General features: G+C 71.2%; 14 protein-coding genes, 1 tRNA gene and 1 pseudogene. 6 read left to right on the forward strand and 10 right to left on the reverse strand.

Going from position 1 to position 16,773, the window contains the following annotated elements:
• Positions 1-226: pseudogene (locus GT030_RS35785) on the reverse strand (hypothetical protein); the annotation flags it as partial.
• Positions 227-365: 139 nt separating this feature from the next.
• On the opposite strand from GT030_RS35785, the gene GT030_RS21415 reads away from it, so the two are divergent.
• The 3 genes from GT030_RS21415 to GT030_RS21425 all read left to right on the forward strand — a co-directional run bounded on the left by GT030_RS21415 (position 366) and on the right by GT030_RS21425 (position 4,031).
• Complete coding sequence (locus GT030_RS21415) at positions 366-1,070, forward strand: response regulator transcription factor (protein ID WP_161202491.1); 705 nt, start codon at positions 366-368, stop codon at positions 1,068-1,070.
• A complete protein-coding gene (locus GT030_RS21420) occupies positions 1,067-2,443 on the forward strand; it encodes a HAMP domain-containing sensor histidine kinase (protein ID WP_161202492.1) in 1,377 nt (458 codons plus the stop codon). The genes GT030_RS21415 and GT030_RS21420 overlap by 4 nt, the downstream gene beginning before the upstream one ends.
• 148 nt (positions 2,444-2,591) lie before the next feature.
• Positions 2,592-4,031 (forward strand): cellulose binding domain-containing protein, encoded by a 1,440-nt coding sequence (locus GT030_RS21425; protein ID WP_161202493.1) that lies wholly within the window; start codon positions 2,592-2,594, stop codon positions 4,029-4,031.
• A 76-nt stretch (positions 4,032-4,107) separates the two neighbouring features.
• On the opposite strand, the gene GT030_RS21430 is transcribed toward GT030_RS21425, so the two are convergent.
• The 4 genes from GT030_RS21430 to GT030_RS21445 all read right to left on the reverse strand — a co-directional run bounded on the left by GT030_RS21430 (position 4,108) and on the right by GT030_RS21445 (position 8,901).
• Positions 4,108-5,559, reverse strand: coding sequence for a GH1 family beta-glucosidase (locus GT030_RS21430; protein WP_161202494.1), 1,452 nt, complete (start codon positions 5,557-5,559; stop codon positions 4,108-4,110).
• 120 nt (positions 5,560-5,679) lie between these two features.
• The gene (locus GT030_RS21435; protein WP_161202495.1) at positions 5,680-6,564 is read right to left on the reverse strand and encodes a carbohydrate ABC transporter permease; all 885 of its coding nucleotides are present in this window, start codon (positions 6,562-6,564) and stop codon (positions 5,680-5,682) included.
• Positions 6,551-7,582 (reverse strand): sugar ABC transporter permease, encoded by a 1,032-nt coding sequence (locus GT030_RS21440; protein ID WP_161202496.1) that lies wholly within the window; start codon positions 7,580-7,582, stop codon positions 6,551-6,553. The genes GT030_RS21435 and GT030_RS21440 overlap by 14 nt, the downstream gene beginning before the upstream one ends.
• Positions 7,579-8,901 (reverse strand): extracellular solute-binding protein, encoded by a 1,323-nt coding sequence (locus GT030_RS21445; RefSeq protein ID WP_161202497.1) that lies wholly within the window; start codon positions 8,899-8,901, stop codon positions 7,579-7,581. The genes GT030_RS21440 and GT030_RS21445 overlap by 4 nt, the downstream gene beginning before the upstream one ends.
• A 303-nt stretch (positions 8,902-9,204) precedes the next feature.
• On the opposite strand from GT030_RS21445, the gene GT030_RS21450 reads away from it, so the two are divergent.
• Both GT030_RS21450 and GT030_RS21455 read left to right on the forward strand, forming a co-directional pair.
• A complete protein-coding gene (locus GT030_RS21450) occupies positions 9,205-10,263 on the forward strand; it encodes a LacI family DNA-binding transcriptional regulator (RefSeq protein WP_161202498.1) in 1,059 nt (352 codons plus the stop codon).
• Positions 10,264-10,394: 131 nt separating this feature from the next.
• Complete coding sequence (locus GT030_RS21455) at positions 10,395-11,135, forward strand: class I SAM-dependent methyltransferase (RefSeq protein WP_161202499.1); 741 nt, start codon at positions 10,395-10,397, stop codon at positions 11,133-11,135.
• Positions 11,136-11,212: 77 nt separating this feature from the next.
• Here GT030_RS21455 and GT030_RS21460 read toward each other — a convergent pair.
• The 4 genes from GT030_RS21460 to GT030_RS21475 form a co-directional block, all read right to left on the reverse strand.
• Positions 11,213-11,285, reverse strand: a tRNA-His gene (locus GT030_RS21460).
• Between the two features lie 104 nt (positions 11,286-11,389).
• Positions 11,390-11,992, reverse strand: a complete 603-nt coding sequence (gene orn / locus GT030_RS21465; RefSeq protein ID WP_161202500.1) for an oligoribonuclease — start codon at positions 11,990-11,992, stop codon at positions 11,390-11,392.
• 115 nt (positions 11,993-12,107) lie between these two features.
• Positions 12,108-13,325 (reverse strand): helix-turn-helix domain-containing protein, encoded by a 1,218-nt coding sequence (locus tag GT030_RS21470; RefSeq protein WP_161202501.1) that lies wholly within the window; start codon positions 13,323-13,325, stop codon positions 12,108-12,110.
• A 387-nt stretch (positions 13,326-13,712) separates the two neighbouring features.
• Complete coding sequence (locus tag GT030_RS21475) at positions 13,713-13,958, reverse strand: hypothetical protein (protein ID WP_161202502.1); 246 nt, start codon at positions 13,956-13,958, stop codon at positions 13,713-13,715.
• Between the two features lie 311 nt (positions 13,959-14,269).
• On the opposite strand from GT030_RS21475, the gene GT030_RS21480 reads away from it, so the two are divergent.
• Entirely contained in the window at positions 14,270-14,797 is a 528-nt protein-coding gene (locus GT030_RS21480; RefSeq protein WP_086694268.1) for a universal stress protein, read from the forward strand.
• A 222-nt stretch (positions 14,798-15,019) separates the two neighbouring features.
• Here GT030_RS21480 and glmS read toward each other — a convergent pair.
• Positions 15,020-16,773, reverse strand: a 1,754-nt coding sequence (gene glmS, locus GT030_RS21485) for a glutamine--fructose-6-phosphate transaminase (isomerizing) (RefSeq protein ID WP_161202503.1), incomplete at its 5' end; no start/stop codon positions are given.

Genomic DNA, 16,773 nt, shown 5'->3' on the forward strand with positions numbered 1-16,773 from the left:
ACGGGGGTGCCGAGGTGCGGCGGGTGGTGGGCGTGGGGGTCGGCGCAGGGGGCGTCGGTGTCGCGGTGGAGGCGTGGGCCGCGGCCTCGGCCGCGGTGATCGGCACGGCGCGCGGGGGGTCGTACGCCGTACCCGCCATCACCGTGTGCACGCCCCACCAGGACAGCGTGGTCGCCGCCGCGGTGGCCAGCAGCCACGCCAGTACGTGTACGAGTCCTCTGCGCATCGGGGCCATACTGCCTCAGCGGCCACGCGCCGCGCAGGCGACCCCAGTTGTGCACGGCCGGTTGGCGGCGAGGAGTTGTCCACAGGGAGTTGTCCACAGGCCAACACTTCGCTGGTGCGCATGGCGTACGGTGCGGCGCATGGCAAGTGTGCTCGTGGTCGAGGACGATCAGTTCGTCCGCTCGGCGCTGATCCGGCATCTCACCGACGCCGCCCACGTGGTGCGCAGCGTCGGCACCGCGCTGGAGGCGCTGCGCGAGGTCGCCCATCTCCGTTTCGACGTGGTCATACTCGACCTCGGACTGCCCGACCTGGACGGCTCCGAGGCGCTGAAGATGCTGCGCGGCATCACCGACGTGCCCGTCATCATCGCCACCGCGCGGGACGACGAGAGCGAGATCGTCCGGCTGCTCAACGCCGGGGCGGACGACTACCTGACGAAGCCCTTCTCGGTCGAGCACCTCTCCGCCCGCATCGCCGCCGTCCTGCGCCGCTCCCGCTCCGGCGCCGCCGAGCCACCGCCCTCGCCGGTGATCCGGGTCGGCGGCCTCACCGTCGACCCGCTGCGCCGCCAGGCCGAGCTGGACGGCGCCCGGCTCGACCTCACCCGGCGCGAGTTCGACCTGCTCGCCTTCCTCGCCGGCCGCCCCGGCGTGGTCGTCCCGCGCAAGGAACTGCTCGCCGAGGTCTGGCAGCAGTCCTACGGGGACGACCAGACCATCGACGTCCATCTGTCCTGGCTCCGCCGCAAGCTGGGCGAGACGGCGGCCCGGCCCCGCTATCTGCACACCCTGCGCGGGGTCGGGGTCAAGCTGGAGCCGCCCGCCGTGGGGGAGCCCCGATGAGATGGGCCCTGGTCAAGGTCTGCCTGGCGGTGACCACCATGGTCGTCGTCGCCTTCGCCGTCCCGCTCGGACTGGTCGTCAAGGAGATGGCCCGCGACCGCGCCTTCGCCGGCGCCGAGCGCGAGGCCGCCGCCGTGGCGCCCGCGCTCTCCATCACCACCGACCGGGACGAGCTGGAAAGGGTGGTGGCCGCGGCCGGGGCCGACTCCGGGATGTCCGTGCACCTGCCCGCCGACGGCGACCGGGGCGCGCTCGACCTGGGCCGGGGGAGGGCCGCGGAGAGGGACATCGAAGCGGTGCGCCGGATGGGCCGCGCCTCCACCACCGAGGTCACCGGGGGCTCCGCCCTGCTGCAGCCCGTCGCGCTCGGTTCCGGCGCCATCGCGGTGGTCGAGGTGTGGGTGCCCGAGGCCGCGATGAGCAACGGGGTGGGCACGGCCTGGGCGGTGCTCGCCGCCGTGGGGCTCGCACTGATCGCCGGTTCGGTCGCGGTCGCCGACCGGCTCGGGGTGCGCATGGTGCGCCCCGCCCGGCGGCTGGTGGAGGGCGCGCACGAACTGGGTGAGGGGCAGCTCGGGGCACGGGTGCCCGAGGAGGGGCCGACCGAACTGCGGCTCGCCGCCGTCGCGTTCAACTCCATGGCCGATCAAGTGGTCCAGCTCCTCGCCAACGAGCGGGAACTGGCCGCCGACCTCTCGCACCGGCTGCGCACCCCGCTCACCGTGCTCCGCCTGAACGCCGCCTCGCTGGGCGCCGGTGCCGCGGCCGACCAGACCCGCGCCGCCGTGGCCCAACTGGAGGGCGAGGTCGACACGATCATCCGTACCGCCCGCGAGGCCAAGCCGCAGACGGCGGCCGTGGGGCCGGGCACGGGGTGTGACGTGGCGGAAGTGGTGCGCGGGCGCATGGAGTTCTGGTCCGCGCTCGCCGAGGACGAGGGCCGCAAGTGGCGGGTGGCCGGCGCCGAGCGGCCGGTACGGGTCCCGGTGGCCCGGGCCGACCTGGCCGCCGCCCTGGACGCCCTGCTGGGCAACGTCTTCCGGCACACCGCCGAGGGCACCGCCTTCGCGGTCGACGTCCACCACGCCGAGGACGCGGTGATCGTGCTGGTCTCCGACGCGGGCCCCGGCATACCCGACCCGCGGGCGGCGATGGCCCGCGGCCGGGGTTCCGGCACGGCGGGCTCGACCGGGCTCGGCCTGGACATCGTGCGCCGTCTGGCCGAGTCCACGGGCGGTGACGTCCGCATCGGCTCCTCCGTGCTCGGCGGCACCGAGGTGCGGATCTGGCTCCAGCTCGACGCCCGCAAGCCCGCCGGACGCGGCCACCGGGGCACCGTCCGCAGGCGGCGCAAGCTGACACCCAGCCGCTGAGTGGTCTCGACCTTTAACCGGTCCCGATCCCTCCCTTAAGCGCACCCTAAGCCTTTCAACCACCGTCCCCGATAAGCCGATTGCCGGATTCCGCATCGATAGCGTGCTGCCACCACCCCCCACCCCCGCACGAAGGACAGGCACGCCAATGAGCACGCACCGGCGCAGGATCAGTGGCAGGAACAAGGCGATAGGCGGCGTGGTCGCGGCCGCCGTGGCCGGTGGCGGCGCGGTCCTGGTGACCGGGGTCGCGCACGCCGCCGGGGTCGGCGCCGCGTACACCAAGACCAGCGAGTGGTCGACCGGGTACAGCGCCCAGTACGTCGTCACCAACGACACCGGAGCGGCCAAGAAGGACTGGAGCCTGGAGTTCGACCTCCCGGCCGGCTCCAAGCTCGGCTCGCTGTGGAACGCCGAGTCCAGCGTGAGCGGGCAGCACGTCACGGTGAAGGCCGCCAAGTGGGACACCGACGGGCTGGCCGCGGGCAAGTCGGTCACCGTCGGCTTCGTCGTCGACGGCGCGGGCGACCCCACCGGCTGCCGGATCGACGGCTCCGAGTGTGCCGCCGACCCCGCCGCCACCCCCGAGCCCAGCGGCCGCCCCACCGAGCCCGAGACCCCGGCGCCGACCCAGAGCACCCCTGGTCAGCCCGAGACGCCGGTGCCCACCAAGAGCGCGGGCAACGGCACCAAGGCGGCGGCCGGGTTCGCCCCGTACGTCGACACCTCGCTCTACCCGGCGTTCGACCTGCTGGGCACCGCCGACGCCACCGGCGTGAAGAACTTCAACCTGGCCTTCGTCACCGACGGCGGCGGCTGCACCCCCAAGTGGGGCGGTGTGAGCGACCTGACCGCCGACGGCGTGGCCGCCCAGATCGGTGCCCTGCGCGCCAAGGGCGGTGACGTCCGCGTCTCCTTCGGCGGCGCCTCCGGCTCGGAGCTGGCCACCACCTGCTCCTCCGCCGACGCCCTGGCCGCCGCGTACGGCAAGGCCGTCGACGCCTTCAATCTGACCAAGGTCGACTTCGACGTCGAGGGCGGGGCGCTGCCCAACACCGCCGCCAACACCAAGCGTGCCCAGGCCATCGCCAAGCTCCAGGCCGCCCACCCCGGCCTGAACGTCTCCTACACCCTCCCGGTGATGCCCGAGGGCCTCACCCAGGACGGTGTGAACCTGCTGGCCGACGCCAAGGCCAACGGCGTTCGCGTCGACGGCGTCAACATCATGGCCATGGACTACGGCCCGGCGTACAGCGGCGACATGGGCGACTACGCGATCCAGGCCGCGACCGCCACCCAGGCCCAGATCAAGGGTGTCCTCGCGCTCTCCGAGGACGACGCCTGGAAGACGGTCGGCGTCACCCCGATGATCGGTGTCAACGACGTCGCCACCGAGATCTTCAAGGTCGACGACGCCGGCCAGCTCGTGGATTTCGCCAAGTCCAAGGGCATCGGCTCGCTGTCCATGTGGTCCGGCACCCGTGACAAGAGCTGCGACGGCGGCACCAAGCCCACCGCCGACGCCACGTGCAGCTCGATCACCCAGGACAAGTTCGCCTTCTCCAAGGCGTTCGCCGCCTTCAACTAGGCGCGCGTGAACGTGGGGCCCGGCGGTGTCCGGACCGCCGGGCCCCACTCGTGCGTCCGGGCGGGCCCGGTCCCGGTCAGCCCGCCGACTCCACCGACGGCAGCGTTCCGGTGCGGGCCGCCTCGCCGTACCAGCGGGCGCTGGACTTCGGGGTCCGCTCCTGCGTCGCGTAGTCCACGTAGACCGCGCCGAACCGCTTCTCGTAGCCGTAGGACCACTCGAAGTTGTCCATCAGGGACCACAGGTAGTACCCGCGCACATCGGCGCCGTCGCGCAGGGCGTCGCGTACCGCCGAGAGGTGGGCGTGCAGGTAGGCGACGCGCTCGGGGTCGTGCACCCGGCCGTCCGCGTCCGGCTTGTCGTCGTAGGCGGCGCCGTTCTCCGTGATGTACAGCGGGAGTCCGGGGGCCTCGCGGGTGTAGCGCATCAGCAGGTCGTACAGGCCCGTCGGGTCGACGGTCCAGCCCATCTCGGTGCGCTCGCCGGGGCTCTGGTGGAAGAGCACGTCGTCGGCGCCGGGCCAGGGGGAGTGCTCGCTCGCGCCGTGGCCGTCGGCGCGCGGGCCGCTGACCTTGTCGGTGACCGCCGAGACCAGCGCCGGGGTGTAGTAGTTCAGGCCCAGCGCGTCCAGCGGGGCGTTGCTGGTGGCGAGGTCGCCGTCCAGCACGAAGGACCAGTCGGTGAGCGGGGCCGTCGCGGTGAGCAGGGACTCGGGGTAGGCGCCGTGCAGCATCGGGCCGTGGAAGACGCCGTTGGCCAGGTCGTCGATGCGCCGGGCCGCCGCCAGGTCCGCCGGGTCCTGCGAAACCGGGCGCACGACGGCCGAGTTGAGGCTCACCGCGACCTGGTTGCGGGCCGGCATCGCCGCGCGAAGCGCCGAAGCGCCGAGCCCGTGCGCCAGGTTGAGATGGTGGGCCGCCCTCAGCGAGGCCACCGGCTCGGTCCGGCCGGGAGCGTGCACCCCGGAGCCGTAGCCCAGGAAGGCGCTGCACCAGGGCTCGTTGAGGGTGATCCAGTTCTCCACCCGGTCGCCCAGTGCCTCGCCGACGAGGTGCGCGTACTCGGCGAACCGGTGCGCGGTGTCCCGCTCCGGCCAGCCGCCCGCGTCCTCCAGCTCCTGCGGGAGGTCCCAGTGGTAGAGGGTGACGGCGGGCTTGATGCCGTTCTCCAGCAGCTCGTCCACCAGCCGCCGGTAGAAGTCCAGCCCGATCTGCACCGCCGGACCCCGCCCGGTCGGCTGCACCCGCGACCAGGAGACGGAGAAGCGGTACGCGCCGAGCCCCAGGTCGGCCATGAGGGCCACGTCGTCGCGGTAGCGGTGGTAGTGGTCGACGGCCACGTCACCGGTCTCACCGCCCGCGGTCTTGCCGGGTGTATGGCTGAAGGTGTCCCAGATCGAGGGCGTACGGCCGCCCTCGCGTACCGCCCCCTCGATCTGGTACGCGGAGGTCGCCGCCCCCCAGAGGAAGGCCGGCGGGAAGGTGACCTCGGAGGCCACGGGGGAGACCGTGGAGGAGGAGTCGGGCATGGAAGCGCTCCCATCGAAAGTCGGGAAGACGTCGGGAAGACTCGGGGAAAGTCGGGAGAGACAAGGGGCCGGGGCGTCGGTGTCCCGGCCCCTTGACGGGACGGTGCTCGACGGGACGGTTCAGCCCTTGATCGCGCCCTGCATGATGCCGCCCACGATCTGCTTGCCGAACAGCAGGAAGGCGATCAGCAGCGGCAGGGTGCCGAGCAGCGCGCCCGCCATGATGACCGCCTGGTCCGGTACATACCCGGTGCCGAGGGCGTTCAGGGCGACCTGCACGGTCGGGTTCTGCTGGTTCAGGGCGATGATCGGCCACAGGAAGTCGTTCCAGGCGAACACGAAGGTCAGCAGGCCGAGCACCGCCATCGCGGGCCGGGCCGCCGGGAACACCACGTGCCAGACGATCCTCAGGCTGCTCGCCCCGTCCACCCGCGCCGCCTCGATCAGCTCGGTCGGCAGCGCCTGGACCAGGTACTGCCGCATGAAGAACGTGCCGAACGCGGTCACCAGGCTCGGCAGGATCACCGTCTGGAGCTGGTTGGACCAGCCGAGGTCGCTCATCCACAGATACAGCGGGACGACGGCGAGCTGCGGCGGGATCATCATCGTGCCGATGGTCAGCAGCAACAGCAGCCCCGAGAACCTGAACCGCAGCTTGGCGAAGGCGAAGCCGGCCAGGGTGGAGAAGATCACCGTACTCACCGTGATCGTGCCCGCGACGATCAGCGAGTTGAGCATCGCGGTGCCGAGCCCGGCCTGCTCCCAGGCGGCCTGAAGGTTCTTGAACAGGTTGCCGCCGAACCACAGCGGCGGCGGGGCCTGGGCGAGCCGCCGGTCGGTGCGCGAGGCCGCGACCGCCGTCCACACCAGCGGCGCCAGCGAGACGAGCGCGAACACGACCAGCGCCACGTACGTCACCGGGCCGGCGTGCAACTGCTTGCCCGCCTTGGTGGCCCGGCGCCGGCCGGTGCGCGCCTTGGGGAGAACGAGCTCACCGGCGGTCATCGGACCTCCTCAGCCAGCGGGTCAGGAGCAGGTTGACCGCGGCGATGATCAGCAGGACCAGGAACATCGTCCAGGCGATGGCGGACGCCTTGCCGAGGTTGCCGATGATCCAGCCCTGGTCGTACATGTAGAGACCGAGCGTCTGGTACTGGTGCTCCGAGCCGCCCTTGGTCCCGCTGACCCCGCCGAACAGCAGGGGTTCACCGAAGAGCTGGGTGGCGCCGATGGTCGAGACGACGATCGTGAACAGCACGGTCGGCCGCAACTGCGGGATCGTCACGTGCCAGAACTGCTGGCGCCGGTTGGCACCGTCGAGCGCGGCGGACTCGTACAGGTCCGCCGGGATGGCCTGCATCGCGGCCAGGTAGATCAGCGCGTTGTAGCCGGTCCAGCGCCAGATCACGATGCTCGACACCGCGAACTGCGATCCCCAGTCCGATTCACGCCAGTTGACCGGGTCGACACCGAAGAAGTGGAGAATCCAGTTCACCATGCCGCCGTCCCACGAGTACAACAGGGTGAAGACCAGCGTCGCCGCCGCCACCGATGTCGCGTACGGGGTCAGCATCACCACGCGCCACACGGTGGAGCCGCGCAGCTTGTAGTTGAGCATGTGGGCCAGCCAGAGCGCCGCCATGAGCTGCGGGACGGTCGAGATCAGACCGATGGTGAAGGTGTTCCGCAGCGCGTTCCAGAAGAAGTCCGAGGACAACAGGTTCCGGTAGTTGGCCAGGCCCGCCCAGCTCTGGTGGTCCAGAGCGGACAACTGCACGTCGTGCAGCGAGTACCAGACCGTGTACAGCAGCGGCACCAGTGTGAACACGCCGAACAGCACGAAGAAGGGGGCCACGAACGCGTACGGCGACGCCTTCGTGTCCCAGCGGTACAGCCGGCTGCGCCAGGAGGGGGCGCCGTCCGGCGCACCGCGACCCCGAGCGCCCCGGACCGCGCCCGGCGGGATGCCGGGCGCGGTCTCGGCGCTCGACGCGGGATGCGCGAGAGCCTCTTTGGCGGTCACTGGCCGAGCACGTCCTTGATCTCCTTGGACGCGGCGTCCCAGCCCTGGGCCGGGGACTTGCCCTTCTGCTCGACCTGGAGGATGCCGATGTCACTGATCGCGGTGTCGATCGGCTTGTCCTTCGGGCCCAGCGGCTGGGCCGGGATGGTCTTCGCCGCGTCCGAGAAGATCTGGGTGAGCGGCGCGTTCGAGAAGTACGCGGTGGTGTCCGCCTGCGGCTTCAGGCCCGCGTACGCCGACGGGGTGGAGGGGAAACTGGCCTGCTTGGCGAAGACCTTGGCCTGCTGCTCCGGCGCGGTCAGCCACTTGGCCAGCGCGACGGCCTCCTTCTGGTGCTTGGTCGCCGTCGGCACAGCGAGGAAGGAGCCGCCCCAGTTGGACGCGGTCGGCGCCGCCGCCACGTCCCACTTGCCCTTGCCGGAGTCGCCGGCCTTCTCACCGATGTAGCCGAGCATCCAGGCGGGGCAGGCCACCGTGGCGAAGGAGCCGTTGGCGAAGCCCTTGTCCCAGGTGGGGTCGAACTGCTTCAGCTTGGCCGACATGTCGCTGGTCGCCACGCTCATCGCGTCGTCCCAGGCGTCCTTCACACCCTGGGACTTGTCCCAGACGACCTTGCCGTCCTTGTCGTAGTTCCGCTCGGAGGCACCGCCCAGGGAGGCGTTGTACACCGAGGCAGCCGAGTCGACGTACTTGGTGCCCTTGGGCGCCTTCTTCATGTACTGCTTGCCGAGGTCGACGTACTTGGACCAGTCGCCCTTCCACTGCTCCGCGAGCTTGGCGCGGTCGGTGGGCAGGCCGGCCTTGGCGAAGAGATCCTTGCGGTAGCAGACGGCCATCGGGCCGATGTCGGTGCCGATGCCGATCGTCTTGCCGTCCGGGGTGGTGGCCTGGGCGAGCTTCCAGTCCAGCCACTGGGACTTGTCGACCTCCTTGCCGAGGTCGACGAACTTGGCGGCCTGCGTCTGCACGGCCTCCGTGATGTTGCCGACCTCGATGGCCTGGATGTCGTCGGTGCCCGAACCGGCCTGGAGGCGGGTGAGCACCTTCGGCCAGTACACGTCTGTACGAGTGGTGACGTTCTCCTTGATGTTGATGTCCGGGTGCAGCTTCATGTACTCGTCGTACAGACCGGCCTGCTTGTAGCCGAAGACCCCGAAGGTTCCGACTGTCAGCGTGATGTTGCCCTTGCCGTCGCCGCCGCCCGCGTCCGACGAGCCGTCGTCCGAGTCGCTGGCGCAGCCCGCCAGCAGACCCGTGGCCAGCGCGGTCGCGGCCATCATGGCCACCGTGCCGCGCGACCTGCGGATGCTCGTACGCATTGCGTCCTCCTGTTGCCTGACGTGCCGACCCCCCGGCCAACTGCATGGAAATCGCGTGGATCTGGGCCCGTTCGTACTCGCTGCGGCTCGGGCGGGGAACGTGCGGGTTGTGTAGGTGTCAGGTACCGTGGGAGCGCTCCCACATGTGATGGGTTGAAGGGTCGTCCGTCCGGGACGGGGTGTCAAGGGAGTGCGCACGGCCAACGCGGTTCAGTTATAGGGCTGTTAACCGGCCAGTGGGATTTTCCGGCGGACAGTGTTGAATGTGAGGCCTGAGTGGGACGGCCGAGAGAGGCGGAGGCCATGGCGAGCCACGGGGTGCGGGGCGGCCGGAGCGGTGGGCGGCCGACGCTCGAAGAGGTGGCCGCCCGGGCCGGGGTGGGCCGGGGCACGGTCTCCCGCGTGATCAACGGCTCCCCGCGGGTCAGCGACGCCACCCGCGCGGCCGTGGAGGCGGCGGTCGCGGAACTCGGGTACGTCCCCAACACCGCGGCCCGCGCGCTCGCGGCCAACCGCACCGACTCCATCGCGCTGGTGGTGCCCGAGCCGGAGACCCGCTTCTTCGCCGAGCCGTACTTCTCCGACATGCTGCGCGGGGTGGGGGCGGAACTCGCCGACACCGAGTGGCAGTTGCTGCTGATCTTCGCGGGCAGCGACCGCAAGCGGCAACGGCTGGCGGACTACCTCTCCGCCCACCGAGTCGACGGTGTCCTCCTGGTCTCCGTGCACGCCGACGACCCGCTGCCGGATCTGCTGGACCGGCTGGAGATCCCGGCCGTGATCAGCGGGCCCCGGTCGGCGGGGGAGACGCTCACCTCGGTCGACTCCGACAACTACGGCGGCGGTCGCTCCGCCGTCGAGCACCTCATCGCCCGCGGCCGCCGCCGCATCGCCCACATCACCGGCCGCCCCGACGTCTACGGCGCCCAGCGCCGCGTCGACGGCTACCGGGACGCGCTGCGCGGGGCGGGCCTGGAGGTGGACGAACTCCTCATCGAACCGGGCGACTTCACCGAGGAAGGCGGCCGCCGCGCCATGTCCGCCCTCCTCTCCCGCCGCCCCGGCCTCGACGCCGTCTTCGCCGCCTCCGACGTCACCGCGGCCGGCGCCCGCCATTCCCTCCGCGAAGCGGGCCGCCGCATCCCGCACGACGTGGCCCTCGTCGGCTACGACGACTCCGCCATCGCCCGCCACATGGACCCGCCCCTGACCAGTGTCCGACAGCCGATAGAGGAAATGGGCCGGGCGATGATCGACCTCCTCCTGTCGGAGATAGCGGACCGCCGTCCGGCGGGGACGCGGGGGCTGGAGCGGCGGCACGCGGTGCTGGCCACGGAGCTGGTGGGGCGAGAGTCGTCCTAGGGGGGCGTCAACCCCTGTCGCTTCGGCGCGCTCCCGGCCCTGAGATCGCCGGCAAGGCGGGGTCGTGACACACCGGACCGGGTGCGGTAATCGTGTTGACCGGCCGCGGCGGGCAGTGCTGGAGTCGCGGCGTGGACAGCATCCCCGCCAATCGGCGGCTCTGGAATCGGATCAGCGGCGCGTACCAGCAGAAGCACGACCCACGGATCGGCGCCGCGCCCCGGTTGTGGGGCATGTACTCCATCCCCGACGCGCACCTGCGGGCCCTGGGGGACGTCACCGGCAAGCGTGTCCTCGAACTGGGCTGTGGTGCCGGGCAGTGGTCCAGGGCGCTTGCCGCCGAGGGTGCCGACGTGGTCGGGGTCGACCTGTCCGAGGCGCAACTCGACGCGGCGGCCCGTGCGATGGGAGCGGACCGCTACCCGCTGGTGCAGGGCGCCGCCGAACGGCTCCCCTTCGCCGCCGACAGCTTCGACCTGGTGTTCTGCGACTTCGGCGGGCTCAGCTGGGCGCCCCCGCACCTGGCCGTCCCGCAGGCCGCCCGCGTCCTGCGCCGGGGCGGGCGCCTGGTGTTCAACGTCGCGAGCCCATGGTTCGAAGCCTGCTACGACGAGGCCGCCGGCGGCGTGACCACGACGCTGCAGCAGGACTACTTCGGGCTGGACACCATCGCCGAAGGCGACGGCGCGGCCAGCTATCAGCTCACCTACGGCGACTGGGTCAGGGTCCTGCGCGACGCGGGTCTCGTCATCGACGACCTCATCGAGCCGCGGCCCGACCCCGGCACACCCAACGGCTACAACAGGACCGACCCACCCGACTGGGCGCACCGCTGGCCCGCGGAACTACTCTGGGTGACCCACAAACCGTAGGCTCCGCTCGCGGGACCGGCCACGGAAACGACTTCGGGGCCGATCCGTCGAAACGGATCGGCCCCGAAGTCGATCAGGGTGAGTGACGGGACTTGAACCCGCGACATCCTGGACCACAACCAGGTGCTCTGCCAGCTGAGCTACACCCACCGCGACCGGCGGTTGAACTGTCGTTCCCCGACCGGCCGAGAAGAAGTCTACAGGGTTCTCGGGGGTGCTCGCGCACACGTTTCCGCGCACGCGTTCCCAGGGGGCTACGCGGGCGGCAGGACGTACTTCGCGGCGATCGACTTGGCGGTGTCGGAGTCGGGGCCGGGCTGCGGGACGAAGACGGCTTCGCGGTAGTAGCGCAGCTCGGCGATGGACTCGCGGATGTCGGCCAGCGCCCGGTGGTTGCCGTTCTTCTCCGGGCTGTTGAAGTAGGCGCGCGGGTACCAGCGCCGGGCCAGCTCCTTGATCGAGGAGACGTCGACGATCCGGTAGTGGAGGTGGGCCTCCAGGGTCGGCATGTCGCGCAGCAGGAAGCCGCGGTCGGTGCCGACGGAGTTGCCGCACAGCGGCGCCTTGCCCGGCTCCTTGACGTGCTCACGGATGTACGCGAGCACCCGCTCCTCGGCGTCGGCCAGAGTCGTACCCCCGGCCAGCTCGTCCAGCAGCCCGGAGGCGGTGTGCATCTGGCGCACCACCTCCGGCATCGTCTCCAGCGCGGAGTCCGGCGGGCGGATGACGATGTCCACCCCGTCACCGAGCACGTTCAGCTCGGAGTCGGTGACGAGGGCGGCCACCTCGATGAGCGCGTCGTCGGACAGCGAGAGGCCGGTCATCTCGCAGTCGATCCACACCATGCGATCGTTCATGTGTCTCACCTTAAGGGGCCCCGCAGCCCCCGGACCCGCCCGTGCGCTGAGAGAAGAGCACGGAGAAGGGGGTGGGGAAGGCCGAGCCCTCCCCACCCCCTCGCACCGGGGATCCTCAGCCGCCGCCGCGCGGCCCCGGCAGCAGACTCACCGCGCCCGCGGCGTGCCGGCGGCTCTGCAGCGGCACCCCGCCGTCCCGGTCCGGGTGCAGCACCGACGGCACCGCCACCGGACCGTGGCCCGGCAGACCCGAGGGCCCCTGCGCCATCCCGTGCTGCGCGAGCTGCTGCTCCTGCTCCGCCGGCCGCTCACCCTGGGGCCTGCGGGCCCGATAGGCGGCGCGGTACGTCGCGGGCGACGAGCCGAGCTGGCGGCGGAAGTGCCCGCGCAGCGCGACCGGCGAGCGGAACCCGCACCGGCCCGCGACCTCGTCCACCGAGTAGTCGGAGGTCTCCAGCAGCCGCTGCGCCTGCAGCACCCGCTGGGTGATCAGCCACTGCAGCGGCGCACTGCCGGTGAGCGAACGGAACCTGCGGTCGAACGTACGGCGGCTCATGTAGGCGCGTGCCGCCAGCGTCTCCACGTCGAACTGCTCGTGGAGGTGTTCCAGCGCCCAGGCGACGACCTCGGCCAGCGGGTCGGCACCGATCTCCTCGGGTAAAGACCTGTCGAGGTAGCGCTCCTGACCGCCGCTGCGGCGGGGCGGTACCACCAGGCGGCGGGCCAGCGCACCGGCGGCCTCGTTGCCGTGGTCCGTCCGCACGATGTGCAGACACAGGTCGATCCCGGCCGCCGTACCGGCCGAGGTGAGCACGTCGCCGTCGTCGACGAACAGCTCACGCGGATCGACGTGCACCGACGGATAGCGCTTGGCCAGCGTCGGTGCGTACATCCAGTGGGTGGTGGCCGGGCGGCCGTCCAGCAGGCCGGCCGCGGCCAGGACGAACGCCCCGGTGCACAGGCCGACGATGCGGGCCCCCTCCTCGTGCGCCCGGCGCAGCGCGTCGAGCGCCTCCTCCGGTGGCGGCGAGGTGATCGAGCGCCAGGCCGGCACGACGACCGTGCCCGCGCGGGAGATCGCCTCCAGGCCATGCGGCGCGGTGAGTTCCAGGCCCCCCGTGGTCCGCAGCGGGCCGTCCTCGCCGGCACACACCAGCAGTCGGTAGCGCGGCACTCCGGCGTCCTGGCGGTCAATCCCGAACACCGAAAGCGGTATGGAACTCTCGAAGATGGGGCCGCCGCTGAACAGCAGCACCGCGACGATCTCCTTGCGGCGTCGCCCGGCGAGTTTGCGGACGGTGGCGTCCGGCGCGGCGGTGGAGTCGTGGCTCATACTGCTAAGCCCCCCTCGGTGGTCGCGGCTCCCTTTACGCTTCGGGTCTGTCGCTCCTGCACGTTTCCCCTCGGTCCTGCACGAGTCCCCCGCCGTAAGACATCAAGATCGAAATCTACTGGCTCCCGCGGTCTGTCGGTGGCCAGTTCCACACGCGGTGCATTGTCGACATGACAACTTGGCGTGAAGCATTCGATCACGAAGGGTTGCACTCGTGGGGCGTGCAGGGAAGTACGCCTGGGCGGGGTGGCCAAACCGCATAGGGTGCGACGGGTCGGACGACCCCTGTTTGTGCAGGTGGAACGGGGGTTGAAGGGTGGTTGGGACCCCTCCGGAGCGATATTAGGAACTTGGCTGAAAACCGGCGTTCGGGGGTGCGGAAACCGGTCAGTCGACCGGTGTACTGGCTCCCATGTGATCTGCGACTCCCCGCGCGGCCTCCCGCAGCGAACGGCGCAGCAGCGTCCGGCAGGCGAGGGTGACGCCGGCCAGTCCCAGCCCCGCCCCCACGGCCGTGACCGGCGCCGTACCGCACCACAGCAGGACCACCGGCACCAGCACGCAGGCGAACACCGCCCACCCGATCACCTCGCGCGCGGTGTCGGGGCCGGGCGCGGAGCGGGGTGCGGGCATCTGCGGGCTCCCTGGGGCGTCGGTTCCAGGGGGTTCAACGCGCGGACGGCCGGACGGTCACCCCCTGAGGGCGGGTCCCGGCGAACCGCCTGTACGGGGCAGCGACCGTTGCGTAAGGGGCGCCGCTCGTGCATGCTCCCTGGAACCCCTCGGGACGTCCCGGAGGGCCGCTCACGGAGCGTGTGCACGAACTGCGACGGGGAGGCGTGCCGCCGTACCCTTGGGGGTATGGACAGGGGAAGACATTTCCCGGACACAGCTCCGCCGCACGATGTCCCCCTTCATACAAGGATGACGACGCCGAGACAGCCATGGCCGGTCACGAATTCTTCGAACCCGCGGACCGCAAGCGGCCGGTAGCCGAACCGACGGCGACCGACCCCCTGACGGCTCAAGAGGCACGCCCTTCCTGCGATCCCGCCTTCCGGCACGGAGTGGTCGTCGGCTTCGACGGTTCCACCTCCAGCGAGCGCGCCCTCGCCTACGCGGTCGGCATGGCCCACCGCTCCGGCTCGGGTCTGATCATCGTCCATGTGGCCAACCGGCTGCCCACCACGGTGTGGGCCGGCTGCGAGCCGCCCGTCTTCGTCGACGTTCCCGATCACCGCACCGAGGTGCTCGGCCTGGAGCTGGCCTGCGCCGACCATCTGAGCGAGGTGCCGTGGATTCTGGTGGAGCGCGGCGGCGACATCTGCCATGAACTGGAGGAGGTCGGGCGGGAGTACGAGGCGGACGCGATCGTCGTCGGCTCCACGCACGGCATCGCGGGGCGGATCTTCGGCTCCGTGGCCGGACGCCTCACCAAACGGGCCCGGCGGCCCGTCATCGTGATCCCCTGAGACCTCGACTTCCCCTGGCGGCACACCCGTTCGCGCTCCGTGAAGCTACTCGCGCGTAAAAGTGTTCCCGCCCCCGTGCCGGGCATACAACAGCCGACGCCGCAGGTGACTCGTGCTGCCGGCCGGTGGGTGACGGCCACCGGCCGGGGCGCAGCGGCACAGAAACGGACCCCCACGACGGCTCGCGCGAGGGTCCGTTTTCTTTGACCTCCAGGGGTGGACCTACTCCACCGTCACCGACTTGGCCAGGTTCCGCGGCTTGTCGATGTCGCGGCCCAGCACCTTCGCCGCGTGGTAGGCGAGCAGCTGGAGCGGGATGCCCATGAGGATCGGGTCCAGCTCGTCCTCGTTCTTCGGGACCACGATGGTCCGGTCCGCCTTCTCCTGCTCCTGGTGCGCGACCGCGAGGATCTTGCCGCTGCGGGCCTTGATCTCCTCCAGCGCGGCGCGGTTCTTCTCCAGCAGGTCGTCGTCCGGGACGATGGCGACGGTCGGCAGGGCGGGCTCGATGAGGGCCAGCGGGCCGTGCTTGAGCTCGGAGGCGGGGTACGCCTCGGCGTGGATGTAGGTGATCTCCTTGAGCTTCAGGGAGGCCTCGCGGGCGACCGGGTAGCCCCGGACGCGGCCGATGAAGAGCATCGAGCGGCTCTCCGCGTACTCCTCGGCCAGCTCGCGGACCAGCTCCTCCTGCTTGAGGATCTCGGCGATCTGCGCGGGCAGCTTGCGCAGGCCCTCGATGATCCGCTTGCCGTCGCGCACCGACAGGTCGCGGGTGCGGCCCAGGTGCAGCGCGAGCAGCGCGAAGGCGACCGTGGTGTTGGTGAAGCACTTGGTGGAGACCACGCACACCTCGGGCCCGGCGTGCACGTAGATGCCGCCGTCCGCCTCGCGGGCGATGGCCGAGCCGACCACGTTGACCACACCGAGGACGCGGGCGCCCTTGCGCTTCAGCTCCTGCACGGCGGCCAGCACGTCGTACGTCTCACCGGACTGGGAGACCGCGATGTACAGGGTGTCGGGGTCGACGACCGCGTTGCGGTAGCGGAACTCGGACGCCGGCTCGGCGTCGGCGGGGATGCGGGCCAGCTCCTCGATCATCTGGGCGCCGATCATGCCCGCGTGGTACGAGGTGCCGCAGCCGAGGATCTTGACCCGGCGGATGCGGCGGGCCTCACGGGCGTCCAGGTTGAGGCCGCCCAGGTGCACGGTGGAGAAGCGGTCGTCGATGCGGCCGCGCAGCACGCGGTCCACGGCGTCGGCCTGCTCGTGGATCTCCTTGTGCATGTAGGTGTCGTGGCCGCCCATGTCGTAGGAGGCGGCCTCCCACTCCACGGTGGTGGGCTCGGCGCTGGTGCGGGTGCCCTCGGTGGTGTAGGTGCGGAAGTCGTCGGCCTTCAGGGTGGCCATCTCGCCGTCGTCCAGGGTGACGATCTGGCGGGTGTGGGTGACCAGCGCGGCGATGTCCGAGGCGACGAACATCTCCTTCTCGCCGATGCCGAGGACGACCGGGGAGCCGTTGCGGGCCACCACGATGCGGTCGGGGAAGTCGGCGTGCATCACGGCGATGCCGTAGGTGCCCTCGACCACGCGGAGCGCCTCGCGGACCTTGTCCTCCAGCTTCTCGGCGCCGGCGCGGGCCACGAGGTGGGTGAGGACCTCGGTGTCGGTGTCGGAGAGGAACTCGACCCCGTCCGCCTCCAGCTTGCGGCGCAGGTCGGAGGCGTTGTCGATGATGCCGTTGTGGACGACGGCGACCTTGTCGTCGGCCGACATGTGCGGGTGGGCGTTCACGTCGGAGGGGGCGCCGTGGGTGGCCCAGCGGGTGTGCGCTATGCCGGTGGTGCCCTTGAAGCGCGCGGGGACCTTGGCCTCCAGGTCACGGACCCGGCCCTTGGCCTTGACCATCTTCAGCGCGGCCGACTTCGGGGAGGAGACGACGATGCCCGCCGAGTCGTAGCCCCGGTACTCCAGCCGCT

The organism is Streptomyces sp. SID1328, from assembly GCF_009865595.1.
In the GTDB taxonomy this organism is placed as follows: Bacteria; Actinomycetota; Actinomycetes; order Streptomycetales; family Streptomycetaceae; genus Streptomyces; species Streptomyces griseoluteus.